Source organism: Gelidibacter sp. (assembly GCF_039916245.1).
Lineage (GTDB): Bacteria > Bacteroidota > Bacteroidia > Flavobacteriales > Flavobacteriaceae > Gelidibacter.
Genome location: NZ_JBDSLS010000217.1, coordinates 1 through 24,312 on the forward strand (window position 1 = coordinate 1; position 24,312 = coordinate 24,312).

The 24,312-nt window shown below is 38.5% G+C and carries 19 protein-coding genes and 1 pseudogene; 13 read left to right on the forward strand and 7 right to left on the reverse strand.

From position 1 onward, the window contains the following. The 3 genes and pseudogenes from ABIQ28_RS11400 to ABIQ28_RS11410 all read right to left on the reverse strand — a co-directional run. Positions 1 to 947 (reverse strand): annotated as a pseudogene (locus tag ABIQ28_RS11400) (lipase); the annotation flags it as partial. Positions 948 to 1,057: 110 nt separating this feature from the next. Further along, a complete protein-coding gene (locus ABIQ28_RS11405) occupies positions 1,058 to 2,482 on the reverse strand; it encodes an L-serine ammonia-lyase (RefSeq protein ID WP_348037386.1) in 1,425 nt (474 codons plus the stop codon). 330 nt (positions 2,483 to 2,812) lie between these two features. Then, positions 2,813 to 3,322 (reverse strand): hypothetical protein, encoded by a 510-nt coding sequence (locus tag ABIQ28_RS11410; protein ID WP_348037388.1) that lies wholly within the window; start codon positions 3,320 to 3,322, stop codon positions 2,813 to 2,815. 172 nt (positions 3,323 to 3,494) lie between these two features. On the opposite strand from ABIQ28_RS11410, the gene dnaK reads away from it, so the two are divergent. Continuing rightward, entirely contained in the window at positions 3,495 to 5,399 is a 1,905-nt protein-coding gene (gene dnaK, locus ABIQ28_RS11415) for a molecular chaperone DnaK (RefSeq protein ID WP_348037390.1), read from the forward strand. 752 nt (positions 5,400 to 6,151) lie between these two features. Here dnaK and ABIQ28_RS11420 read toward each other — a convergent pair. Next, entirely contained in the window at positions 6,152 to 6,697 is a 546-nt protein-coding gene (locus ABIQ28_RS11420) for a hypothetical protein (RefSeq protein ID WP_348037392.1), read from the reverse strand. Positions 6,698 to 6,920: 223 nt separating this feature from the next. Then, on the reverse strand, positions 6,921 to 7,631 hold the full coding sequence (locus tag ABIQ28_RS11425) for a Crp/Fnr family transcriptional regulator (protein ID WP_348037394.1): 711 nt from the start codon (positions 7,629 to 7,631) through the stop codon (positions 6,921 to 6,923). Positions 7,632 to 7,840: 209 nt separating this feature from the next. Between ABIQ28_RS11425 and ABIQ28_RS11430 the strand changes: the two genes are divergently transcribed. Beyond that, a complete protein-coding gene (locus ABIQ28_RS11430) occupies positions 7,841 to 8,809 on the forward strand; it encodes a nitronate monooxygenase (RefSeq protein WP_348037396.1) in 969 nt (322 codons plus the stop codon). Between the two features lie 1,081 nt (positions 8,810 to 9,890). After that, positions 9,891 to 12,998 (forward strand): ice-binding family protein, encoded by a 3,108-nt coding sequence (locus ABIQ28_RS11435; protein ID WP_348037398.1) that lies wholly within the window; start codon positions 9,891 to 9,893, stop codon positions 12,996 to 12,998. A gap of 56 nt (positions 12,999 to 13,054) precedes the next feature. Here the strand turns inward: ABIQ28_RS11435 and ABIQ28_RS11440 are convergent, their stop codons facing one another. Continuing rightward, positions 13,055 to 13,699 (reverse strand): esterase, encoded by a 645-nt coding sequence (locus ABIQ28_RS11440; RefSeq protein ID WP_348037400.1) that lies wholly within the window; start codon positions 13,697 to 13,699, stop codon positions 13,055 to 13,057. A gap of 219 nt (positions 13,700 to 13,918) precedes the next feature. Between ABIQ28_RS11440 and ABIQ28_RS11445 the strand changes: the two genes are divergently transcribed. Beyond that, positions 13,919 to 14,344, forward strand: coding sequence for a PaaI family thioesterase (locus tag ABIQ28_RS11445; protein ID WP_348037402.1), 426 nt, complete (start codon positions 13,919 to 13,921; stop codon positions 14,342 to 14,344). A gap of 1 nt (position 14,345) precedes the next feature. After that, positions 14,346 to 15,572, forward strand: coding sequence for a chorismate-binding protein (locus ABIQ28_RS11450; protein ID WP_348037404.1), 1,227 nt, complete (start codon positions 14,346 to 14,348; stop codon positions 15,570 to 15,572). A 118-nt stretch (positions 15,573 to 15,690) separates the two neighbouring features. Here ABIQ28_RS11450 and ABIQ28_RS11455 read toward each other — a convergent pair whose 3' ends face one another. Then, on the reverse strand, positions 15,691 to 15,816 hold the full coding sequence (locus tag ABIQ28_RS11455; protein ID WP_348037406.1) for a hypothetical protein: 126 nt from the start codon (positions 15,814 to 15,816) through the stop codon (positions 15,691 to 15,693). Positions 15,817 to 15,818: 2 nt separating this feature from the next. Between ABIQ28_RS11455 and ABIQ28_RS11460 the strand changes: the two genes are divergently transcribed. The 8 genes from ABIQ28_RS11460 to ABIQ28_RS11495 all read left to right on the forward strand — a co-directional run. After that, positions 15,819 to 17,576, forward strand: a complete 1,758-nt coding sequence (locus ABIQ28_RS11460; protein ID WP_348037408.1) for a thiamine pyrophosphate-binding protein — start codon at positions 15,819 to 15,821, stop codon at positions 17,574 to 17,576. Between the two features lie 86 nt (positions 17,577 to 17,662). Then, positions 17,663 to 18,007, forward strand: coding sequence for a DUF2853 family protein (locus tag ABIQ28_RS11465; RefSeq protein WP_348037410.1), 345 nt, complete (start codon positions 17,663 to 17,665; stop codon positions 18,005 to 18,007). Between the two features lie 96 nt (positions 18,008 to 18,103). Then, the gene (locus ABIQ28_RS11470) at positions 18,104 to 18,934 is read left to right on the forward strand and encodes a S1-like domain-containing RNA-binding protein (protein ID WP_348037412.1); all 831 of its coding nucleotides are present in this window, start codon (positions 18,104 to 18,106) and stop codon (positions 18,932 to 18,934) included. A 22-nt stretch (positions 18,935 to 18,956) separates the two neighbouring features. After that, entirely contained in the window at positions 18,957 to 19,796 is an 840-nt protein-coding gene (locus ABIQ28_RS11475; RefSeq protein ID WP_348037414.1) for a 1,4-dihydroxy-2-naphthoyl-CoA synthase, read from the forward strand. 18 nt (positions 19,797 to 19,814) lie between these two features. Continuing rightward, complete coding sequence (gene menA, locus ABIQ28_RS11480) at positions 19,815 to 20,525, forward strand: 1,4-dihydroxy-2-naphthoate octaprenyltransferase (protein ID WP_348037416.1); 711 nt, start codon at positions 19,815 to 19,817, stop codon at positions 20,523 to 20,525. Positions 20,526 to 20,963: 438 nt separating this feature from the next. Further along, complete coding sequence (locus tag ABIQ28_RS11485; protein WP_348037418.1) at positions 20,964 to 21,641, forward strand: metal-dependent hydrolase; 678 nt, start codon at positions 20,964 to 20,966, stop codon at positions 21,639 to 21,641. A gap of 129 nt (positions 21,642 to 21,770) precedes the next feature. Further along, entirely contained in the window at positions 21,771 to 22,610 is an 840-nt protein-coding gene (locus ABIQ28_RS11490) for an AraC family transcriptional regulator (protein WP_348037420.1), read from the forward strand. Between the two features lie 209 nt (positions 22,611 to 22,819). Further along, positions 22,820 to 24,312 (forward strand): aldehyde dehydrogenase family protein (locus ABIQ28_RS11495; RefSeq protein WP_348037422.1); only part of this gene is annotated, 1,493 nt, incomplete at its 3' end.

The following is a 24,312-nucleotide window of genomic DNA, read 5'->3' on the forward strand; positions in this document are numbered from 1 at the left end:
GTAAGTCCATAAAAATCGGGGCTTATTTTGCTTTCAATTTCAATTTTAAGATTGGAAGGCGTTGTTGCTAAATCGATAGGAAATTTGTGATAAGAACCATCCGCAATCAAGTGTTCTGATTTGATTAGTACATCGTCATTATAAACTTTGATAGTGGTCGGTGCCACGGTATGGCCGTAATGCAAACCTATTTTAGTGAAGGTTTTTAAAAGTCCGTAGGATTTGGTCGGAACTCCAATAGTGATCGTTGCTTTTTTTATTTTCAAAGAATCGAGGAGCAGACTGTCCACCGTTTCATAAGCCTCTGTAAACCGAGATAGCGATGAATACGCGCCATATTTTTTATGCGGAAACTTGGCCTGTGTGGGATCAAAATACGCATGTCGGGTCCAATTGTCAGAAGGCGTGACATTGGCGCTAATTTGGTGGTAAACCTGCACAATAGGAATAAAGCCAGGACCTGAACCACCATATATGCCTTGCAAACGATTTCGAAGATAGGCTGAAATGCGATCGCCTTCCAGTTGCGAATCGCCATAATGTATGATGCGGCATCGACCACTTTCCAAACTTTCGCGCAATTGGGCAATAAAGGCCAATCGGTTATTAGGATAGCTGATACGCTGCACTTTGGAAGTGTCAATTTTTGTGAAATCGGGAATTTTAGGTTTTAGTGTCGTTTCGGGCTTGTCGTCATCGAGATCTTTAACCAAGTTCTCGATATTGCTCACAATACTATCTAAACTTTTAATATGCGAACGGTCAGAGCCACTTTCTTGCAGAAAACTGTCAAACGTTGTGTATTTAATATGGAGGTCGCCTATAAAAAAACCTTCTTGAGTGCTACCATTATCGCGCTTTTTTGAAGTGCTAAAAAAAGTTATTCCAAGCAATACCAAAAGCGTAATAACAATATAAAGGACTATTTTAAAAGGAGAATAACTCATGAAATGGATTTGGAAATAACCTTATTTGCGGTCGAAATATAGTGTACAATTCAATAATAAGAAGTGGCTCTTCAAATTTCCATGGCATTCTGGTCTTTCATTATTTAAGATTAACAATCTGAAAGTTGGACGCTAACCGCCAAGCCACCTTCAGAAGTCTCTTTGTATTTTGAACTCATGTCCTTTGCAGTCTCCCACATGGTTTGCACCACTTTGTCTAAGGGTACTTTCACATTCTTTGGATCGGTGTTCAAGGCTAATTCTGCAGCATTTATGGCTTTGATGGCACCCATGGCGTTGCGTTCAATACATGGGATTTGAACCAAACCGGCAATAGGATCGCAGGTTAATCCAAGATGATGTTCCATCGCAATTTCAGCAGCAATTAAAACCTGATCGGCTGAACCTCCCAATAATTCACAAAGTGCAGCAGCTGCCATGGAAGAGGACACGCCAATTTCGGCCTGACATCCGCCCATAGCGGCTGAAATAGTCGCGTTTTTCTTGAAAATACTGCCAATTTCTCCAGAAACCAATAGGAATTTCTTGATATGCTCAAAATCAGCCTCATGATTTTCGATGACCATATAATACATCAAAACTGCGGGAATAACACCAGCACTTCCATTGGTCGGCGCTGTCACAACACGACCTAAGGCCGCATTGACTTCATTGACACTGAGTGCAAAACAGCTGACCCATTTAAGGATTTCCCGAAACTTGACTTCCGTTTTTCTGATGGTTTGCAACCATTCCTGTGGATTGCTGTACGGCAAATCACATTTCAAACTTTTATGCATGTCAAACGCTCGGCGCCTCACATTTAATCCGCCAGGTAAACTGCCTTCTGTATGACAGCCAATATACATGCATTCCAACATGGTGTCCCAGATCCGTTTCAACTCAAAGTCGATGGTATCCATATCTCGGATTGATTTCTCGTTTTCTAAAACTACACTGGAGATTGGCAAGTTTAATTCATGGCAATAGGCCAGTAATTCTGTGCCTAATCGGATAGGATAGGGGAAAGTGTTATGAAAGATTTCCTCTTTCTTTTTTGATGTCTTGCGTTCTTCTTTGACCACAAATCCGCCACCGATAGAATAAAACGTCGAACTGTATGCACGTCCTTCAATGGTTGCGGTAAATTTCATGCCGTTAGCATGAAATGGTAAAAACTCTCTATTAAAAACAATGTTTTTCTTGACATCAAAATCCACAGGCCTTTCATTATTAAAAAGCAAGGTATGTGTGTTTTTGACTTCAACAATGGTCGTTTCAATACTGTCGATAGGAACGGTTTCAGGATCGGCACCGCTTAAGCCTAATATCACGGCGTAATCGGTAGCGTGGCCTTTTCCTGTCAAGGAAAGAGAGCCATATAGATCAACAGTGATTTGTTCTACCTTTTCAAATCTATTACTTTCCTTTAATTCCGCGATCCAGCGTTCGGCAGCGCGCCACGGACCTAAAGTGTGGGAGCTTGATGGCCCAACTCCAATCTTTAACATATCAAATACAGAAATACACTCCATTGACGCAAACGTTTAAGTGAACGGGCAAAGATACTGTTTGTTATAGAAGATATTTAGGAAAACGCGGCAATTGTTGGTGTAAATAAGTGCTATTGGTCGAATATAGCCTTCGATTTTTAATGCTCTATAAATTAAAGCCGGGACTTAAGTTTTAAGTCCTTGAAGGACAATGTGATTTAGCATTTTTAGTGAGTCCTATAAATAAAAAGGATGTTTTTACCTCACAATAAAATGTCAGTTGACGTTCGTTTTTCCTTTATTAAAATACGATTTAACTGACAAAAGAGTGTGCTAAAAACATCCTTTTCTACAAAAACTTCTTTTTTAAGCTTATTTCATCTCAAAACTTTCAATGTTATAGGCCTGCATGACATCCTTCAGATTGGAAACGTCTACACCTACATTATCCGCAGGGATGACGACCACTCTGAAAACTTGCTTTTGTGTCCATTCTGAACCTAAGGTTGTTAGATTTTTAGTGCCGTCTAGAAAGAAACGAACATCCGTTTGTGTGAAATCAAAATTATAAACCAAAATGCCATCATCAAAATAGACGTTTTGAGGCATTAAACGCCAAACGTCTTTGCCGTCAGTAGTTTCCCAGGAAATATACACCAGCGTCACATCCGTGTTCAAAACTTCAAAGCCATATTTTTCAGTATGCGAAAATTGATTGGCAGCATTGAAATCGACTTCAATTTCAAAGGCAGACGAGGCGATGATGCCGCCGTCTTGTCCATCAAGGCCATCTAAACCTGGAGGTCCCATTGGGCCTTGGTCGCCAGTGCAAGCAGTTAGTACAAGGGCGAATACGAATAATAAGGATGCAATCTTTTTCATGTCAATTTTTTTTATAATTTATGTAAAATTACAATTCGTTTCTGTAAACAAGTCAAAATAAGACCAAAGTTTTAGTTAAAAATGACACCTTGTCATATTTTCTGTCATGGCACAATCATTGACATAGACTAAGAGAAATAAAAAATTAATAATTCAACACAAAACATATATTATGAGTAAAATAATTGGAATCGATTTAGGTACAACCAACTCTTGCGTTTCGGTAATGGAAGGTAATGAGCCAGTTGTAATTCCTAACGCAGAAGGTAAAAGAACTACGCCATCTGTCATTGCTTTCGTCGAAGGTGGTGAAATTAAAGTTGGTGACCCAGCAAAACGTCAAGCCGTAACAAATCCGACAAAAACGGTTTCTTCGATCAAACGTTTTATGGGAAATAAGTATTCTGAGTCTAAAAAAGAAGCAGAACGTGTACCATATAAAGTTGTAAAAGGTGACAACGATACGCCAAGAGTAGATATCGATGGTCGTTTATATACACCGCAAGAATTATCAGCAATGATTCTTCAAAAAATGAAGAAAACTGCTGAGGATTATTTAGGTCAAACAGTAAGCGAAGCTGTAATTACAGTACCAGCTTATTTTAATGACTCACAACGTCAAGCAACAAAAGAAGCAGGTGAAATTGCGGGTTTGAAAGTTCGTCGTATCATAAACGAACCAACGGCTGCAGCATTAGCTTACGGATTGGATAAAAAAGGAGTAGACCAAAAAATTGTGGTTTTTGACTTTGGTGGAGGAACACATGACGTTTCTATCCTTGAATTAGGTGATGGTGTTTTTGAAGTATTATCAACAGAAGGAGATACCCATTTAGGTGGTGATGATGTGGACCAAAAGGTTATCGATTGGTTGGCTGACGAATTTAAATCAGAAGAAGATATCGACTTACGTAAAGACCCAATGGCTCTTCAACGTTTGAAAGAAGCTGCTGAGAAAGCGAAGATTGAGTTGTCATCTTCTGCACAAACAGAAATTAACTTGCCTTATGTTACGGCCACTGCAACCGGACCAAAACACTTGGTAAGAACGTTAACCCGTGCAAAATTTGAGCAATTGATTGACGATTTAGTAAAACGTACAATCGATCCTTGTCAAAATGCAATGAAAGCTGCAGGTCTTTCAAAAGATGATATTGATGAAGTTATCTTAGTTGGTGGTTCTACACGTATTCCTGCTGTACAAGCTGCCGTTGAAAAATTCTTCGGAAAAGCGCCTAGTAAAGGTGTTAACGCTGACGAAGTTGTAGCTGTAGGTGCTGCAATTCAAGGTGGTGTTTTGTCAGGAGATGTGAAAGATGTATTGCTTCTTGATGTGACGCCATTATCTCTTGGTATCGAAACTATGGGTAACGTGATGACGAAATTAATTGAAGCTAACACAACAATTCCTACTAAAAAATCACAAGTGTTCTCAACAGCTGCCGACAATCAGCCTTCAGTGGAAATCCACGTATTACAAGGGGAGCGTACAATGGCTGCCGATAACAAAACAATTGGACGTTTCCATTTAGATGGTATTCCACCAGCACAACGTGGAACGCCTCAAATCGAAGTGACGTTTGATATTGATGCGAACGGAATTATCCATGTTACTGCAGGCGATAAAGCAACCGGAAAAACACAAGATATTCGTATTGAAGCATCTTCTGGATTGACTGAAGAAGAAATCAAAAAGATGAAAGCTGATGCTGAAGCAAATGCTGAGTCTGATAAATTAGCAAAAGAGAAAGCTGAAAAATTAAACGCTGCTGACGCGATGATTTTCCAAACAGAAAGTCAATTGAAAGAATTTGGTGAAAAATTATCGGATGATAAGAAAAAACCGATTGAAGAAGCACTTGAAGAATTGAAAGCAGCTTTCGAATCTAAAGATGTCGCACTAATTGACCCAGCTCTTGAGAAAATCAATGAAGCTTGGAAAGTAGCTAGCGAAGAAATGTATAAAGCACAAGGTGATGCTCAGGGTGGTGCACAACCGGGACCTGATGCTGGTCAAGGTGGACAGTCCCATGAAGGCAGTGATGTTGAGGACGTTGATTTTGAAGAAGTGAAATAAGCAGAGAACCAATTTTGCCTAAGCAAAATTGTGTGAATCGCTTATGCTGAGCCTGTCGAAGCATATTATTAGCTTGAAGCATGAAGCTTGAAGTTAGAAGTAAAAACGCAATCATTCATTTGGTTGCGTTTTTTTATGCTTTTAAATTTTAGAAAACCTCTGAGAAGTTAAATTTCTTGCCAAATCTTAAAATACATCAGAATCTAAAGACTCCTTCCCTTTTTTCAAGGGAAGGTGTCTTCAATTCCAGAAAAGGAATTGAAGACGGAAGGGTTATCAATTACAAATCCAGAGAAAATTAAACGCACTAAACCTCTCTGGTTTGGAAACCTGAGAGGTTTGCATAAGCTGAGCCTGTCGAAGCATATTATTAGCTTGAAGCACGAAGCAGGAAGTAGAAGTAAAAACGCAATCATTCATTTGGTTGCGTTTTTTTCTGCTTTTAAATTTTAGAAAACCTCTGAGAAGATAAATTTCTTGCCAAATCTTAAAATACATCAGAATCTAAAGACTCCTTCCCTTTTTTCAAGGGAAGGTGGCTTCAATTCCAGAAAAGGAATTGAAGACGGAAGGGTTATCAATTACCAATCCAGAGAAAATGAAACGCACTAAACCTCTCAGGTTTTGGAAACCTAAGAGGTTTGCATAAGCTGAGCCTGTCGAAGCATATTATGAACTTGAAGCACGAAGCTGAAGTAAGATCGCAACCATAAATTATAAAGAATTGCGTTTTTTTAAAGTTTATTCTTGAATTACAATTTATTATGATTTCGGTGATTTAAAATTTCTCCTTGGCAATCAATTTTTAAATTCATTTTATCCTCGCCGTTTTTGATTTGGACTTGGTATAGTTTCTTAACATTTTCACCTTGATAATAGTTGACGCGATAAGTCGTTTTATTTAGAGTCCAATCTGGATAATTGGATTGAAGTGTTTGGAGTACCTTTTCTGGTAAAATTACATTTTCAAATTTTTCAACGCAATTAAGGAGTTTGCCTTTTTCATCATAGGAAGCCATAATACTGCCATCGGTAGTTTGGAACAACATAGTGTAGGTTTCAAAGGTATTGGTAAATATCGGAGACTTGGTAATGTCAAAATGTTCTACTTCGGTCTCTAAAATTTCTACTTGTTGTGATGCATTTTTATCGTGAACGGCATTAAAATAGATGGGGTTTATATTAGGAGTAGCCTCGATTTCTTTTAATTGTACGTGATTAACCACGTAAGTGTCGTTTTGCGCATGGGCTAGGTTGGTAAGACCTAAAATAGATAGACCGATTAACAGTGTTTTCATGATTTCTATATGTTTTAATAGTTGCTTGTTTGTTGTGGAGTAGCTGGATTGTGAAAATTCTTTTCCTGGCCTAATTTAATAAGCTAACTCCTTGGTGTGATTAATGTAAAAAGTGTTTTGATGTTGGGAATAATACAGAGCCAAAAGTAATTGAATAATAAAAGTGGTTTTGCTACCAAATTAGCATTCAATTATTAATTAACAAGAAATTATGAAGTGACACTCATATGAAAGGATCCTCGGTTTGACTTAATTCTGTCAGGAGTAAAAGATTAAGGATTTCGATATGTTTTCGGCTTACGTGAATAATACCCGCTTTTTTGAATTCTTGGATATGATGGTTAAAAACAGCTCTTGAGGTGCCAATTAATTGCGCTAGTTCATCGTGCGTTAAATCGTTTATACCCTCAATTTGATGGTTTTCAACATTATAATGTTGCAATAGAAGATTTGCCAATCTAGCAGTTAAATTGTTCGTTCCTAAATCCAAAATATGCGATTCCAATAACTCGAATTTTTTAATGGTATATCTAAAGAAGCAGTTTAAAGTAAGCGGATTTTTTTTGAGCCAATCTCTTAATGCATCTATGGAAATAACCAAAACATCTAAATCCTGAAGCACATCATAACACACATTATGTTGCTGGTTATTGATCAATGTGAACACATCGAAAACATCATTTTTAGATAAGATGAATAGCGTGAATTGCTTGTCGGAATTGTTTAGGTTAAATACTTTTACTTTTCCGTTAGTAATAAAATAGAAATTGTAATGCGTTTTTTCCTTTCCAATACAAGGCGTTCCTTTAATAAGACGCTTCAATTTACAGTTTTCTACCAAGGAAATCATCGATTGGTGGGTGACGCCTTCAAAAAGTGGATTATTTATTAAAAGGTCAATATAAGAATCAAAATTATGTTGTACGGTAGCCATATAAAAGCATTATATATTCAGAAATATAAAGCGGATAGCCTAATAAAAGACTTCTAAAATTACGTTTTTAAAACATTATTTCATAATAATTGAGGCTCTACTTTTGGTATAAAAAAATACTATGCATGCATAATAATTTTATATATTTGTGAAAATCATACAGGCTTGACAGGTTTCCAAAACCTGTCAGGTATTTAAAGCAACTTCCAATGTCAACTGAACTCAGTCAACTCCTCAACATTAAATACCCAATTATCAAAGCACCTATGTTTTTGGTGTCTAATACAGCCATGGTTATTGAAGCCATGAAAGCAGGTATTGCAGGATGTATTCCAGCTTTAAACTATAGAACCCTTCCAGAGCTCAAAGCTGCTATTTATGAATTGAAAGCTGCTAAAGTAGAAGCTTGCCCGACCGATGGGCGGGGTGGCTCTTTTGGCTTTAATCTGATCGTTAACAAATCCAATATCAAATACAAAGAGCAATTGCGTGTGCTGTGTGAAGAAGGCTGTGATTTTATAATCACCTCGTTGGGAAGCCCAGAAGAAACAATCAATCAAGCTCATAAGGTTGGGATCAAAGTGTTGTGTGATGTTACCGATTTGAAATTCGCTAAAAAGGTGGAAGCGTTGGGTGCGGATGCCATTATTGCGGTCAATAACGAAGCAGGAGGACATCGCGGCGATTTGTCTCCAAAAGAATTGATCCAACTCTTAAAAAGCAATTGTAAGATTCCTGTGATTTCTGCGGGTGGCGTTGGGACTAAAGCAGAGTTGGAGAGCATGTTGAGCTATGGCGCAGACGGTGTTTCGGTGGGGAGTCCATTTATAGCTTCATTGGAAGCTGGGGTGACGGACGAGTATAAACAAGCTTGTGTGGACTATGGCGCGAAGGATATTGTCATGACGCAACGCATTTCAGGGACGCCTTGTACAGTGATCAATACGCCCTATGTTCAAAAAATTGGTACTAATGAATCGGGGTTGGAATCACTATTGAACAAGAACAAAAAGCTCAAAAAATGGGTCAAGATGATCCGTTTTTCAATAGGTATGAAAGCCACCGAAAAAGCAGCTACTGAAGCAACTTATAAAACGATATGGGTCGCTGGACCTAGCATAGAATATACAAAAGCTATATTATCGACGAAAGCAATTATTGATAATCTAGTAAATTAACGATGATATTATTAATCCGGACAGTCTCTTCAAATCTAATTTTGTTAGTTTGGTATTGACGTTAGATGCTGATTTAGAAATTCGGGATTGGAAAGAAGATCATATATTCTATCATTAATTTGATGAAGTACTTTAATCTCCGTAAAATCCTTCATATTGTAATATCAGGAGTTTCATATTTTTATTAAATATTGAATGTTTTTGGTCCGCAGTTTCGATTAAATCTTGATATTGTTCCAAATTTCAATAAAGTAATTTATCAAGATAATTTTCTGAACTATCTTTACATTTATATGAACTTTTAGTAAATTACTGCAAGTCAGCAATTTATTTAAAATTAATTGTTTTTTTTAACATTTTATTTTATATATTTGATTTATCCTAGAAAAATAAATTACAATAATCTTTTCAATAGATTACTAGCAGATTTTTTGATTAATAGCAATTATTAAAAAATTTACGTATTACTTGTTGTGCTATAAATTTTGTTGCATCACTTCCAAATCTGCCTATATCCTACATATCTACTTGTTTTATGCAAATTTTGCTATTAATTAAAACTTAAGAAGTTATGAAAATTCTACGAGAAAACGAAGGGTATACTTTTTATTCATCACTCATATTACTGCTTTATTGCTGCCTATCAATGACGGCTTTTTTTATACCCAGTGGCAATCTAATTGCACAAAGTAAGTCCTCACCGGTTGAATGCCAACCAAATATCACTGTGGGTCATTGGCCTAACCCATGTACGGCCATGGTTTATTGTTCCAATAGTGGAGCTGTTGAGTCTGGCTTGATAAATTGCACCAATGCTCGCGCCCCTGATAATTGATATAAAAAGCACTGAACCTTGGTTGTATAGATGGAACCTCTACAAAGTGGTGAGTTCCTCAATTACAAATCATCCTTATTTTGAACATCAATTCGATGTATTTACTTAGATGTAATAACTGGGAATAAGGATGACATTTATGCGGGATCTAAGAATTTAAATTGTTCCCACCCAATATTTATTAATAACCTAGTAAAATATACCTGTATGAAATTAAAATTATCTTCTACAATTATAACATTGATAATGGTATTTTTGTCATCCCATAGCTTTGGTCAAGCGCCAGACTTAGGATCTGCTTCGGAATTTGCGGTTTTCACATCCGTCGGTGCTTTTACAAACGATGGAGCAACTGTTGTTATAGGTGACATTGGCTCCAATGTAGGCGGTGTCACAGGGTTTCCCCCCGGAGTGGTAATTGGAAGTATTCATGATGCAGATGGTGTTTCGGCAACAGCAGCATCGGATGTGTGCGCTGCATATAGTGAATTGGACGGGATTCTTGGCGGTACCGTTATAGGGACTACACTAGGAAGCGGTCAAACGCTTACACCTGACATTTACATTTTGGGAGCTGCTTCAACTTTAAACGGGGAACTGTTTTTAGATGCGGGAAATGATCCGAATGCGATATTTATTTTTCAGATAGATGGTGCTTTTAGTACAACCGTAGGCTCAATGGTGACATTAATTAATGGAGCCTCTTTCTGTAATATTTATTGGCAAATAAATGGTGCAGTTACTTTAGGCGAAGGTTCTTTTTTTCAGGGTACTATTGTAGCTAACGGGGCTATACATATTTTGGAAGCAGCTGCACTTAATGGCAGGGCCCTTACGTGTGCCGGAGCTATTGACTTACATAATAACAAGATCACCAACGGATTGCCAATCGCATCTACAATTTCTGCGAGTGGAGCTACAACATTTTGTACTGGTGACATCGTTACTCTTTCTGGGAATGTTGGCGGAACCTGGAGTACAGGAGAGACAACGGAATCTATTGTAGTCACCGTGAGTGGTGACTATTTTGTAACAAATACAGGTGAGTGCGGTAGTGTAGAATCAAATCATATTAGTGTTACGGTGAATCCTTTGCCGGTCTGTGAGATCACGGGCGACAATGTACTTTGTGAAGGTGGCTCCACGAGCTTTACCGCTACGGGCGGCACCAGCTATTCATGGACAGGGCCGAACGGCTTTACCGCCAGCACGGCCACCATCAGCGACCTTACCCTTGCCGGTACCTACACCGTGACCGTCACCGATGGGAACGGTTGTGAAAGCATATGCAGCAGGAAACTTACCGTGAACAAAGAACTGGTTTGTTACATCAAGGGCGATAATGTTATTTGTGAAGGCGGCTCCACCAGCTTTACCGCAAAAGGCGGCACAGCATATTCTTGGACAGGACCGGGTGGCTTTACGGCCAGCACGGCCACGATCAGTAACCTTACGCTTGCTGGTATCTATACCGTAACCGTAAGTGCCGATGGTTGTGAGAGTGTATGCAGCAGGGAGTTGACAATCAATCCTTTGCCGGTATGTGAAATCACGGGCAACAATGTTCTTTGTGAAGGCGGCTCCACCAGCTTTACCGCAACAGGTGGTACCAGCTATTCCTGGACAGGTCCGGGCGGCTTTACGGCCAGCATGGCCACGATCAGTGACCTTACGCTTGCCGGTATCTACACCGTAACCGTCACCGATGGGAACGGTTGTGAAAGCACTTGCAGCAGGGAACTTACCGTCAGCAAAAAACTGGTTTGTTACATCAAGGGCGACAATGTTATTTGTGAAGGTGAGTCTGCAAGCTTTACCGCAACAGGCGGCACAGCATATTCCTGGACCGGACCGGGCGGCTTTACGGCCAGCACGGCCACGATCAGCAACCTTACGCTTGCGGGTATCTATACCGTAACCGTAAGTGCCAATGGCTGTGAGAGTGCACGAAGCAGGGAGCTGATAGTCAATCCTTTTCCGGTATGTGAAATCACGGGCAACAATGTTCTTTGTGAAGGCGGCTCCACCAGCTTTACCGCAACAGGTGGCACAGCATATTCCTGGATAGGTCCGGGCGGCTTTACGGCCAGTACGGCCACGATCAGTGACCTTACGCTTGCCGGTATCTACACCGTAACCGTCACCGATGGGAACGGTTGTGAAAGCACTTGCAGCAGGGAACTTACCGTGAGCAAAAAACTGGTTTGTTACATCAAGGGCGACAATGTTATTTGTGAAGGCGGCTCCACCAGCTTTACCGCAACAGGTGGCACAGCATATTCCTGGACAGGACCGGGCGGCTTTACGGCCAGCACCGCTACCATCAGTAACCTTACGCTTGCAGGTATCTATACCGTAACCGTAAGTGCCGATGGCTGTGAGAGTGTACGAAGCAGGGAGTTGATAGTCAGTTCTTTGCCGGTATGTGAAATCACGGGCAACAATGTTCTTTGTGAAGGCGGCTCCACCAGCTTTACCGCCACAGGTGGTACCAGCTATTCCTGGACAGGTCCGGGCAGCTTTACGGCCAGCACGGCCACGATCAGTGACCTTACGCTTGCCGGTATCTACACCGTAACCGTCACCGATGGGAACGGTTGTGAAAGCACTTGCAGCAGGGAACTTATCGTGAGCAAAAAACTGGTTTGTTACATCAAGGGCGACAATGTTATTTGTGAAGGCGGCTCCACCAGCTTTACCGCAACAGGCGGCACAGCATATTCTTGGACCGGACCGGGCGGCTTTACGGCAAGCACGGCTACCATAAGTAACCTTACGCTTGCAGGTATCTATACCGTAACCGTAAGTGCCGATGGCTGTGAGAGTGTACGAAGCAGAGGACTGACAGTCAATCCTTTACCAGTATGTAATATCACGGGCGACAATGTTATTTGCGAAGGTGAGTCTGCAAGCTTTACCGCAACAGGTGGCACAGCATATTCCTGGACAGGACCGGGCGGCTTTACGGCCAGCACGGCCACGATCAGGAACCTTACGCTTGCCGGTATCTATACCGTAACCGTACGTGCCGATGGCTGTGAGAGTGTGTGCAGCAGGGAGCTGACAGCTGTAAGTGTGCAAAAGGGTGGAGATTTCATCGTATCGCCAAATCCATTTGTGGATAAAGTAAATGTTTCTTATAGTTACAATTATGATACTGATGTTTTCATTGAAATTAGAGACATCAGAGGTATCCTAATAGATTCTTACAAGAACACCTCGTATAAAAAAGGTAAAAAAGTGAAAGTCAAATTTGATTTAACAAAAGCTGTAAAACACATGCTATTTGTGAAAATAACCACAAATAGAGGTGTTGAAATCAAGAAAGTGATTTCATCTGATGCCAAACATTAATTAGTTCAATCTATTAAATTTAAAGCGGCCATCTAAAAAATGGTCGCTTTTTTAATTTATACAAGTAGGTTTAGCAGCGTTTTGTTTACCATATGTCCACTTTTAAAAGGAATGATTTGTAAATTACAATGTCCAAACAATTCGAAAGCATTGTTTTTTTCTATACTAAGTCGATCCTCATCTAAATATTCGTCCTTAGTTCCATAAATCAAAGACACTTTTGTTATTTGATCTAAAAAGTTAAAATCTTCAGCAGTTAACTCCTTAGGAATTCCACCTGACATCATCACTATTTGAGAGCATTTCAATTGTCTTTTTGCGACATATCTCAACGCTACGGATACCCCTTGTGAATAGCCCAAAAGAACTAAAGTAAGATGCTCAGGAATCTGTTCTGCTTCAAGAACAGCATCAAAATAACGCATCACATTGTGAGTTTCATTAATGGTATTTTCTTTGGTCAGCCAACTTGCGCCGACATGTTTAAGTTTTGGCGGTACATAGTATTTGCTCTGTGCTTGGGGAGCAATAATATAATTTTCCTGCGGATTCAAATCTGCAAAATATTTCAAGAAATACCGACTCAAATACCCCATGCCATGGCAAACGAACCATACATTTTTTGTGCGTTCAGATAAAGTGTTTAAAGTGGAGTAGGAGTTGGTGGCTTCGTAGGAGATTTCTTTTTCTTGTGACTTCATGCTGTGATAAATTGTTAATCTCTAAAGATACGGAGATAGCAATAGAAAATTTCAAAAAACAAATTCCAAATAACAAAGAAAATGAAGCAAACGGAAGGGTATAACATTCAAAAAAATTAAATTTACTAGAAACTAGAAACTAGAAACTAGAAACTAGAAACTAGAAACTAGAAACTACTTCCGTACCTTTACATTTGATCACAAAAACATTATTTTTCTATGCAATTATCGAAAGAACAAGTTTTGACAAGAGCGAATAGCGCCAGTAAAAACACTTTGATGGAAACCTTGAATATAGAAATGGTGGACTACGGCCCAGATTTTTTAGTGGCCAGAATGCCGGTAAATTCTAGAGTCTATCAGCCTGATGGTGTGCTTCATGGTGGCGCCACGGCGGCTTTGGCAGAAAGTGTTGGAAGTTTTGCGTCACATATTTTCTTGGATACTGAACATCTAGTTGTGCGCGGCATCGAAATTACTGCCAATCATTTAAAATCTGTAAGAGACGGATTTGTTTATGCCAAAGCGACCTTTCTTCACAAAGGAAGAACGACACAACTTCTCGATATACGAATTACAGACGACCATGATAATTTGGTCTCCATCTGCAGATTATCTACCATAACTTTACCAAAAACCAAATAGCATGCCCTTGGATCAATTTTTTGAGCAGATCGAAAAACAGCTGTATGCCAAGTTGCCTTTTGTAGCGTATCGAAAACCAAATACGTCCGAATTAAAAGCCATGCTTCAAGGTGATGACACGCTACATGTTATTTCTGATTTTACCGAAAGCGGATTTGTGTTTGCACCTTTTGATAGCCGCGAAGATGCCTTTTTAATTCCTTTAAATCATTCGGATGTCCTTACTGTTCCATTTGATCAACATGATTTTTCTGAAGATGAAATAAATTTTCAGGAAACAGTATCTCATAGTATCAATTCCATTCAGCAGGCAGATAAACAATCACATATAAAGCGTGTTGAGAAGGGTATTGAAGGCATAAAGGAAGATTGTTTTTCAAAAGTAGTGTTGTCAAGACGAGAAGTTATTGAGAGGGTTGGGACCAATCCTATTGCGATATTTAAACGTTTACTGCAACGTTATCCAACAGCATTTGTATCTATTTGGTACCATCCTAAGGTGGGCTTGTGGCTTGGAGCAACACCCGAAACCTTGCTAAGTGTCAGCGGGAACCAGCTAAAAACAATGTCTTTGGCAGGAACTCAGGCTTTTGAAGGATCGGAAGATGTGGTTTGGAAAGAAAAAGAAAAAGAAGAACAGCAAATAGTTACTGATTTTATTGTGGAGAGTCTGCGGTCAGTCATCAGTCCTCACTCATCAGTCGGCAGTATTCCCGCCGTCGCTAAAGCTGCGGACGGGCAAGCAGTCAGCAGTATCCAGGTTTCAAATGACGCCATAAAAGTCTCAGGACCAAAAACTGTAAAAGCTGGGAATTTGTTACATCTGCAAACTGAAATCTCCATGCAATTAAAACCTGAAACAAGTGCCTTGAAACCAATTTTAGAGGCCTTACATCCAACACCCGCCGTTTGTGGTTTCCCAAAAGAAAAGGCCAAAGCGTATATCATAGAAAATGAGGGCTATCCGCGCGAATTTTATTCCGGTTTTATGGGCGAATTACATCTAAAAGAAACCCTTAAAAGAAATACAAACAGGCGCAATGTGGAAAACAATGCCTATAACGTTCAGAAATCGGTATCCAACCTTTATGTCAATCTGCGTTGTATGCAGATAAAAAATCAAAATATTTTTATCTACGTTGGCGGCGGCATCACAAAAGACTCGAATGCCGAGGCAGAATGGCAAGAAACCGTTCATAAATCTCAAATTATAAAAAGTGTATTATAGAGGGGACTATTGGGTTGTAACTTGAGTTTCAGGTTTCTGTTGTTTGGGGTTTCAGGTTTCTGTTGTTTCAAGTTTCTATTGTTTGGGGTTTTAGTTTACACTAATCTTTGTTAGATATTCAAATTCCCGACTTGGCTAAAGCTGCGGACGGGCAGGCAACTTCAATTTCAATTTCGATTTCAACTTCGATTTCATTTTCATATTCAACTTCAATTTTCGTACTTTTGTTATCAGATTTACGCATGAATGAAATATCCTAGAATTCCGCTAGCGCAGACTGTTATTCAGCTTTGCAAAGCAAAAAACATCAAACACATTGTCATTTCTCCAGGAAGCAGAAATGCACCGTTGACCATTGGTTTTACTAACGATCCTTTTTTTAAATGTTATAGCATTGTAGATGAGCGCTGCGCAGCGTTTTTCGCACTTGGCATTGCGCAACAAATTGAAGCGCCAGTATTGGTAACCTGCACCTCGGGAAGTGCGTTGCTTAATTTTTATCCCGCCGTTGCCGAAGCATTTTACAGCGAAATCCCGTTGATTGTACTCTCTGCCGATCGACCAAAGCATCTTCAGAACATTGGCGACGGACAAACCATCAATCAAAAGAATGTTTTTGAAAATCACATCATCCATTCGGCCAATTTAAAGTTGGATTTAAAGGATGAGCTGAACATTCCTGTGAGTGAAGACATTCCGATTTTCAAGAATATCGAAGATAAATTGGAGCGCTTATTAGGGCTTCAAAAGGATATTCAAACGCACAATGAACGCGAACTGAATGACGCGATTAATAAAGCCGTGTTCAAGAAAGGTCCGGTACATATCAATGTGCCCTTTGATGAACCTTTATATGAGATGGTGGACACTTTGAAAGTGGCTCCAAAAAACATCAAAATCGAATTTGAGGAACCTAAAATGGATTCATTTATCCTGGATCAATGCTTAAATGCTTGGGGAAAAGCCAAACGAAAAATGGTATTGGTAGGCGAGTACACACCCGATAAAATCGAGCAAAAGTGGTTAAACTTCCTGGCAAAAGATGATAGTGTGGTCGTGTTTACCGAAAGCACTTCAAATATAGATCACGGCGCTTTTTTTCCAAATATCGATAAGTTAATTTCGCCCTTACAAAAGGAAGATTTTATAAAGCTCCAACCGGAAATCCTCATCACTTTTGGAGGAATGGTAGTTTCCAAAAAAATAAAAACTTTTTTAAGGGAATACCAACCCAAAGAGCATTGGCATATCAGTGAAACTCGCGCTTATGATACATATTTCTGCTTGACCCAACACATAAAGGAAGATCCGAATTATTTTTTTAGCGAATTTCTGCCGAAGACCAAAGAAATCAAAAGTTCCTATCGGAATTATTGGACGCTAATTAAATCGGAGCGGGCTAAAAAGCACAATAGTTATCTGGAGAGCGTTCCATTTTCAGATTTCAAAGTCTTTGATACGCTTTTTAAAATGCTGCCCAATGACTCGATATTACAAATTGGTAACAGTTCGGCCATTCGATATGCGCAATTATTTGACATCCATAAATCGATAGAAGTCTATTGTAATAGAGGTACTAGTGGTATTGATGGGAGTACGTCAACTGCGATAGGCTGCGCAGTAGCTCATAAACGTCAAACAAATTTTATTACGGGCGATTTGAGTTTCTTTTATGACAGTAACGCCCTTTGGAACAATTACATTCCCAATTCATTCAGGATAATCATAATCAATAATGGTGGCGGCGGAATTTTCAGAATTCTTCCAGGACATAAAAACACCGAAAATTTTGACACTTATTTTGAAACGAAGCACCATTTGACGGCACAACACCTGGCTGAGATGTTCAATTTTAAGTATAAAAAAGTATCTAGTCAGAGTGATTTGGTAAATGCGCTAACGATGTTTTTTAATGAAAGTAAACAACCGAAAATTCTAGAAATCAACACTGCAGAACAATTAAATGATGAAGTTTTACTTACCTATTTTAAAGGGCTTAATTAAACATAAAGTCGGTAATTAATATTTTAAAAATAAATTAAAAATCACTATATTGAAGGATTAATTATATATCACTAAAAACCATAAACATGAGTAAAAGAGATGAATTAATTACTAAGTATGCCGCAGATTTAAAAGAAAAATGTGGTGTTAATGCTGATATGGATTTGTTGACCAAAGTCACCATTGGTTGTGGCCCATCAATCTATAATGCCGACTCTTCAACAGTTTCTGGAACTGATCCTTCTGAATTGGCAACTGTAAAAAACAACTTTTTGATCAAAAAATTAGGATTGAAGGATGGTCCCGATTTAGATAAAGGAATGGATGCAGTTATAGAAACTTATGGTAAATCTAATAGAAATAAATACAGAGCAGTTGTCTATTATTTATTGACAAAGCACTTCAAAAAGGAAGCGGTGTACAACAAATAGTATGAAACCTTAAAATTTGAAAAGCGTTACTTCTGATTGTTCAGAACTGTAGCGCTTTTTTTGTGGGATAAACACGAATATACTTACCTTTGTAGCATGATACATATTGGAGAATACAACACACTCGAAATACTTCGAGAGGCCGAGCAAGGCCTTTATATAGCAGATACAGAAGGCAATGAAGTTCTATTGCCAAACAGATATGTGCCCGAAACTTTTAAGATTTGGGACAAAATTGAGGTCTTTGTTTATTTAGATAATGAAGAACGTTTGGTTGCCGTTACGGACAGACCTTATATAACACGTGGTGAATTTGCCATGTTGCGTTGCAATCAGGTCACAGATCACGGTGCCTTTATGGATTGGGGCATGTTAAAAGAGCTGTTCTGTCCATTTATTGAACAGGCATTTAAGATGAAAAAAGGCGGCTGGTATTTGGTCCATTGCTATTTGGATGAGAAAACGGATCGGTTGGTGGCCTCCAGTAAAACCAATCATTTTCTGGATAATACGGAGTTGACCGTCACACAATTTGAAGAAGTGGATGTTATTATTTCCCACCCATCAGATATTGGCATGAACGTTATTGTCAATAATAAACATGCGGGACTCATTTTTCAAGATGACATTTATAAGGAGCTGAGCATTGGGGACCGTATGAAAGGTGTCGTCAAAAAAATCAGACCTGATAATAAACTGGATATTACTTTAGAGAAAATAGGTTATAGAAAGATTGAACCTAATGCAGATAACATTATGCATGAGTTGGAAGACAACGGAGGTTATCTCAATTTAACGGATAAATCAGATCCAGAGGATATCAAGGATGCTTTACAAATGAGTAAAAAGACCTTTAAAAAAGCCATTGGAACTTTATATAAACAACGATTAATTGATATTAAGGAAGATGGCATCTATCTTATTTAATTCACTTTAAAAACGAAATTACATGAGTCAAATCAAGTGGGAAACTGTCAAGGAATATCAAGATATTACCTATAAAAAATGTAATGGTGTAGCGCGAATTGCTTTTAACAGACCCGATGTTAGAAATGCCTTCCGGCCAAAAACCACCAGCGAATTGTACGATGCTTTTTATGATGCCAACGAAGATGTAAATATTGGGGTCGTATTATTATCTGCGGAAGGACCATCATCTAAAGATGGCGTTTATTCGTTTTGTAGTGGTGGCGATCAGAAAGCCAGAGGACATCAAGGATATGTAGGAGAGGATGGTTACCATCGCTTAAATATACTGGAAGTGCAACGCCTTATCCGATTCATGCCTAAAGCAGTTATTGCAGTGGTTCCTGGATGGGCAGTTGGTGGCGGTCACAGTTTGCATGTGGTGTGCGATCTTACTTTAGCGAGTAAAGAACATGCGATTTTCAAACAAACAGATGCTGACGTCACGAGTTTTGACGGCGGTTACGGTTCTGCTTATTTAGCGAAAATGGTAGGTCAAAAAAGAGCACGTGAAATCTTTTTCTTAGGAAGAAATTACTCCGCTCAAGAAGCTTATGAAATGGGTATGGTCAATGCGGTCATTCCACATGACGAATTGGAAGATACCGCCTATGAATGGGCTCAGGAAATATTAGGAAAATCGCCAACCTCTATAAGAATGCTGAAGTTTGCGATGAACTTAACCGATGACGGCATGGTTGGCCAACAAGTTTTTGCTGGTGAAGCCACCCGATTAGCCTACATGACCGACGAAGCCATTGAAGGACGAAACGCATTTTTGGAAAAAAGGAAGCCGAACTTTGAGAAAAAATGGATTCCATAATACAGCCAAAATCTTAGAATGAAAAAAATAAAACTGTGGTTGTCAGCGTTCAGATTACGGACGCTGCCTTTATCTATTTCAGGAATCGTTGTAGGAAGTTGTTTTGCTGTTTATAACGGATTCTTCAATTCCATCGTTTTTATACTTGCTTTATTGGTTACTGTTGGGTTGCAAATTCTCTCCAATTTAGCCAATGATTATGGCGATGGAGTAAAAGGCACTGATAATGACACGAGAGTAGGACCTACGCGCGCCATTCAAAGTGGAGAAATTACACCAAAACAAATGCTGGAGGCGTTGAAAATAAACGTCTTAGTTGTTATAGTATTGACCATGCTGCTTATTTTTAAGGCTTTTGGGCATGGTTACTTTTTATATACCCTTCTCTTTTTTGTTTTGGGAGGTATTTCGGTTTATGCGGCCATGAAATATACTATGGGAGATTCAGCCTATGGCTATAGAGGTTTAGGTGATGTTTATGTGCTGGTTTTCTTTGGATTTGTAAGTGTCGTGGGCAGCTATTTTCTGTATGCCAAACAATTGGATCATATCGTTGTGTTGCCTGCTCTAGCGGTTGGATTGCTCAGTGTTGGGGTATTAAACCTGAATAATATGAGAGATATCGAATCTGATAAATTATCCAACAAAATGACCTTAGCGGTAAAATTGGGGAAACAAAAATCAAAAGTATATCATCTGTTTGTAGTCATCAGTGCGCTGGTTTTGTGAGTCGTTTTTGCAATTCTCTATTATACCTCCTTATGGAATTTCATTTTTTTAATAGCTTATATTCCGCTCATAATACACATAAAAAAAATTGTAAAAGCCAAGGCTTCTTCAGATTTTGATTCGCAATTGAAAGTTTTGGCATTGTCAACATTCTTGTTTTCATTGTTGTTAGGAATAGGGTATATCTTATGAAAAAGGATGTAAATGCTTGTTTGTCAAATAATTAATTTGTATATTTAAGTATATTTTTTAGCCGACATTTATTTGCTATTAAGTTGGTTATAAGATTTGGGGCTTTAAAACTCAGACATATTGAATAATATGTCTGAGTTTTTCTTTTTATAAACACTGCTTTTATTCTTCTGAAATGAAGTACCTCGAAATATTTTGAATATATTTAAGTCGTTCAAAAAATAACATCTTTTAATTTCCAAAATCATGAAAATCACATTTTACGGTCATGCCAGTTTAGGTATTGAAGTCAATGATGTCAACATTTTAGTAGATCCTTTTATTTCAGCCAACGAAAAAGCATCTCATGTTGATATTAATACGTTGAAAGCGGATTATATCCTAATAACCCATGCACACCAAGATCATATTTTAGACGTGGAAGCCATTGCCAAGCGCACAAATGCGATGATTGTTTCTAATTTTGAAATTGCCACTCATTTTGAGAAAATGGGCTTTGAAGTGCATCCAATGAACCATGGCGGGGCTTGGGATTTTGAATTTGGCAATGTGAAATATGTTAATGCCATTCACACCTCGTCATTCCCTGATGGAAGCTATGGCGGACAACCAGGAGGTTTCGTTATCGAAGGCGAACGAAAAAACATTTACATAGCGGGCGACACGGCTCTTGCGATGGACATGAAACTTATTCCTATGCGAATCAAGCTCGATTTAGCCATTTTACCTATTGGCGACAACTTTACCATGGGTGTTGACGACGCCATTATTGCGAGCGATTTTGTCCAATGTGATAAAATCATGGGCTACCATTATGATACGTTTGGTTATATCGAAATTGACCATGAAGAATCCAAGCGTAAATTTTTTGATAAGGGCAAGGATTTGATGTTGTTGGAGATTGGGGAGAGTATTGAGTTGTGATCAGATTTTATAATTATCCTTTTCAATAGGTATCTTTGTAGACTAATGTTTGTCAGAAGGCCTATAAAAAATAGTATTAGTTAAATATATTTCAATTATTAAAGTGATTTCACATCTAAAAAAAAACAGATGCCAATAGAAAACATACCTGAAATTTATGCTGTTAAGCAATCTAACATTCCAGATTTGTTTGTCTATGATTTTAAAATGACCAGTGATGTTGTAAAAAGCAAAGTCAACTTAAGTATGAATATGTTTAGCTTTTTGCAAGAGGGTAAAAAGCAAGTGCATTTTGCAAATACTTCAATGGCTGTAAATAACAAACAGTCACTGTTGCTGAAAAAAGGAAATTGGCTCTGGACCGAATTATTAGATACAGATGCTATATATTATTGCAAGCTTTTCTTTTTTTCTGAAAAAAAACTGACCGAATTTTTAAGCAAATACACTAATGACGTGAAACCCTATAAAGAGGAGGTTCCTTATTTCGTTATTGAGAATGATAATTATCTTGCTGCATTTATAACGTCCCTGTCATCTGATACATTTCAAAATCACAGTTATAGCAATGCTTTATTATCCCTAAAATTTGAGGAAATCATGCTGTATTTACTTAACAAATACGGATCCAATTTCGAGTATTATTTACGTTCATTAATATCCAAAGAGGTTTCCCCTTTTAAAAACATAGTAGAAAGTAATGTGCACTCCAATTTGAAACTGGAAGAAATTGCATTTTTATGTCATATGAGTCTATCGACTTTCAAGCGTCATTTTACTTCAGAATATAAAGAACCACCAGGGAAATGGTTGCAAGATAAACGTTTGCAAAAGGCGAAAGAACTTCTGGAAGCAGGCGATTTAAAAGCTTCTGATATTTATTTAGATATAGGCTACAACAACCTATCTAACTTTAGCGTTGCCTTTAAAAATAAGTTCGGAGTTAGTCCAACAGATATTTCGAATTAAGAACGAGTAATATAAGTATCTAGTTTTTAGGCACCTATCTATACGTGGGCCTTTTTGTTTTTATATAATCTTCACATTGACCTATTTTCATAAGTTGTTGAACCATTTCAATAAATAGCAAGCTGGAAAGCCGACGTAAATTTGCATCATAATTAAACAACGTTTGTTTAGGCAAGCTTCAGTTAAGAATCAAATTTAAATTTATAATTATGGCAAATGTAACAAAACCTGTATTCAAAGAAAGATACGGGAATTTTATTGGCGGTAAGTTCGTAGCACCTATTTTAGGTCAGTACTTCGACAACGTATCTCCAGTTGATGGAAAAGTTTTTACTCAAGCAGCCCGTTCAACGCAAGAAGATATCGATCTTGCTTTAGACGCAGCACACGCAGCATTCCCAACTTGGAGTGTAACTTCAGCAACGGAACGTAGCAATATGTTATTGAAAATTGCTCAAGTAATGGAAGATAACTTCGAATACTTGGCAACACTAGAAACAATTGATAACGGTAAACCAATCCGTGAATCAAGAGCTGCAGATATCCCTTATTGTATTGATCACTTCCGTTATTTTGCAGGAGTTATCCGTGCAGACGAAGGAAGTATCTCTGAGCATGACAAAAACACAGTAAGTATCGTTTTACACGAACCTATTGGAGTTGTTGGTGAAATCATTCCTTGGAACTTCCCAATGTTAATGCTAGCTTGGAAAATTGCTCCAGCTTTAGCAGCAGGTTGTACTGCAGTTGTAAAACCAGCAGAACAAACTCCTACAAGTGTTATCGCTTTAATGGAACTTATTGGTGATATTTTACCTGCAGGTGTGTTAAACATCGTAACTGGTTTTGGTTCAGAAGCGGGTGCAGCTTTAGCAACATCTAACCGTATTGCTAAACTTTCATTCACTGGTTCAACAGAAACAGGACGTAAAGTTTTACACAATGCAGCTGAGAACATTATTCCTGTAACAATGGAATTAGGTGGAAAATCTCCAAACATTTTCTTCCCATCAGTAGCAGATCAAGACGATGATTTTTATAGCAAAGCTATTGAAGGAGCGTTAATGTTTGCACTTAATCAAGGTGAAATTTGTACAGCTCCAACTCGTATTTTAGTTCACGAAGATATCGCTGATGATTTTATCGCAAGAATGCAAGTGCGTTTAGGTGCTATCAAAACTGGTAATCCATTAGATCCTGAAACAATGATTGGTTCTCAAGTTTCTAAACCACAGTACGAAAAAATTCTTAACTATATCAAAATTGGTAAAGAAGAAGGTGCTGAAGTATTGGCTGGTGGTGACGCTGGTAACTACGAAGGTGATATTTCAGAAGGATATTACATCCAACCAACAGTATTAAAAGGAACAAACGACATGCGTGTTTTCCAAGAAGAAATTTTTGGACCAGTTGTAGCTTTAACTACATTTAGTTCTACTGAAGAAGCTATCGCTATTGCAAATGATACTCCTTACGGATTAGGTGCTGGTGTTTGGTCTCGTGACGCTCACGAATTATTCCAAGTTCCACGTGCGATCCAAGCGGGTAGAGTTTGGGTAAACCAATATCATACTTATCCTGCTCACGCTCCATTTGGTGGTGTGAAAGAATCAGGATTTGGTCGTGAAAACCACAAAATGGCATTAGATCATTACCGTGTTGTAAAAAACATGTTGATCTCTTACGACAAAAAACCAATGGG

Bases quoted from the DNA above. Each gene is read 5' to 3' on its own strand.
- ABIQ28_RS11405 (WP_348037386.1), bottom strand. From the start codon at position 2,482: ATGGAGTGTATTTCTGTATTTGATATGTTAAAGATTGGAGTTGGGCCA.
- ABIQ28_RS11420 (WP_348037392.1), bottom strand. From the start codon at position 6,697: ATGAAAACACTGTTAATCGGTCTATCTATTTTAGGTCTTACCAACCTA.
- ABIQ28_RS11430 (WP_348037396.1), top strand. From the start codon at position 7,841: ATGTCAACTGAACTCAGTCAACTCCTCAACATTAAATACCCAATTATC.
- ABIQ28_RS11470 (WP_348037412.1), top strand. From the start codon at position 18,104: ATGATACATATTGGAGAATACAACACACTCGAAATACTTCGAGAGGCC.
- ABIQ28_RS11475 (WP_348037414.1), top strand. From the start codon at position 18,957: ATGAGTCAAATCAAGTGGGAAACTGTCAAGGAATATCAAGATATTACC.
- menA (WP_348037416.1), top strand. From the start codon at position 19,815: ATGAAAAAAATAAAACTGTGGTTGTCAGCGTTCAGATTACGGACGCTG.
- dnaK (WP_348037390.1), top strand. From the start codon at position 3,495: ATGAGTAAAATAATTGGAATCGATTTAGGTACAACCAACTCTTGCGTT.
- ABIQ28_RS11455 (WP_348037406.1), bottom strand. From the start codon at position 15,816: ATGCGTAAATCTGATAACAAAAGTACGAAAATTGAAGTTGAATATGAA.
- ABIQ28_RS11410 (WP_348037388.1), bottom strand. From the start codon at position 3,322: ATGAAAAAGATTGCATCCTTATTATTCGTATTCGCCCTTGTACTAACT.
- ABIQ28_RS11425 (WP_348037394.1), bottom strand. From the start codon at position 7,631: ATGGCTACCGTACAACATAATTTTGATTCTTATATTGACCTTTTAATA.
- ABIQ28_RS11440 (WP_348037400.1), bottom strand. From the start codon at position 13,699: ATGAAGTCACAAGAAAAAGAAATCTCCTACGAAGCCACCAACTCCTAC.
- ABIQ28_RS11485 (WP_348037418.1), top strand. From the start codon at position 20,964: ATGAAAATCACATTTTACGGTCATGCCAGTTTAGGTATTGAAGTCAAT.
- ABIQ28_RS11435 (WP_348037398.1), top strand. From the start codon at position 9,891: ATGGTATTTTTGTCATCCCATAGCTTTGGTCAAGCGCCAGACTTAGGA.
- ABIQ28_RS11450 (WP_348037404.1), top strand. From the start codon at position 14,346: ATGCCCTTGGATCAATTTTTTGAGCAGATCGAAAAACAGCTGTATGCC.
- ABIQ28_RS11445 (WP_348037402.1), top strand. From the start codon at position 13,919: ATGCAATTATCGAAAGAACAAGTTTTGACAAGAGCGAATAGCGCCAGT.
- ABIQ28_RS11465 (WP_348037410.1), top strand. From the start codon at position 17,663: ATGAGTAAAAGAGATGAATTAATTACTAAGTATGCCGCAGATTTAAAA.
- ABIQ28_RS11460 (WP_348037408.1), top strand. From the start codon at position 15,819: ATGAAATATCCTAGAATTCCGCTAGCGCAGACTGTTATTCAGCTTTGC.
- ABIQ28_RS11490 (WP_348037420.1), top strand. From the start codon at position 21,771: ATGCCAATAGAAAACATACCTGAAATTTATGCTGTTAAGCAATCTAAC.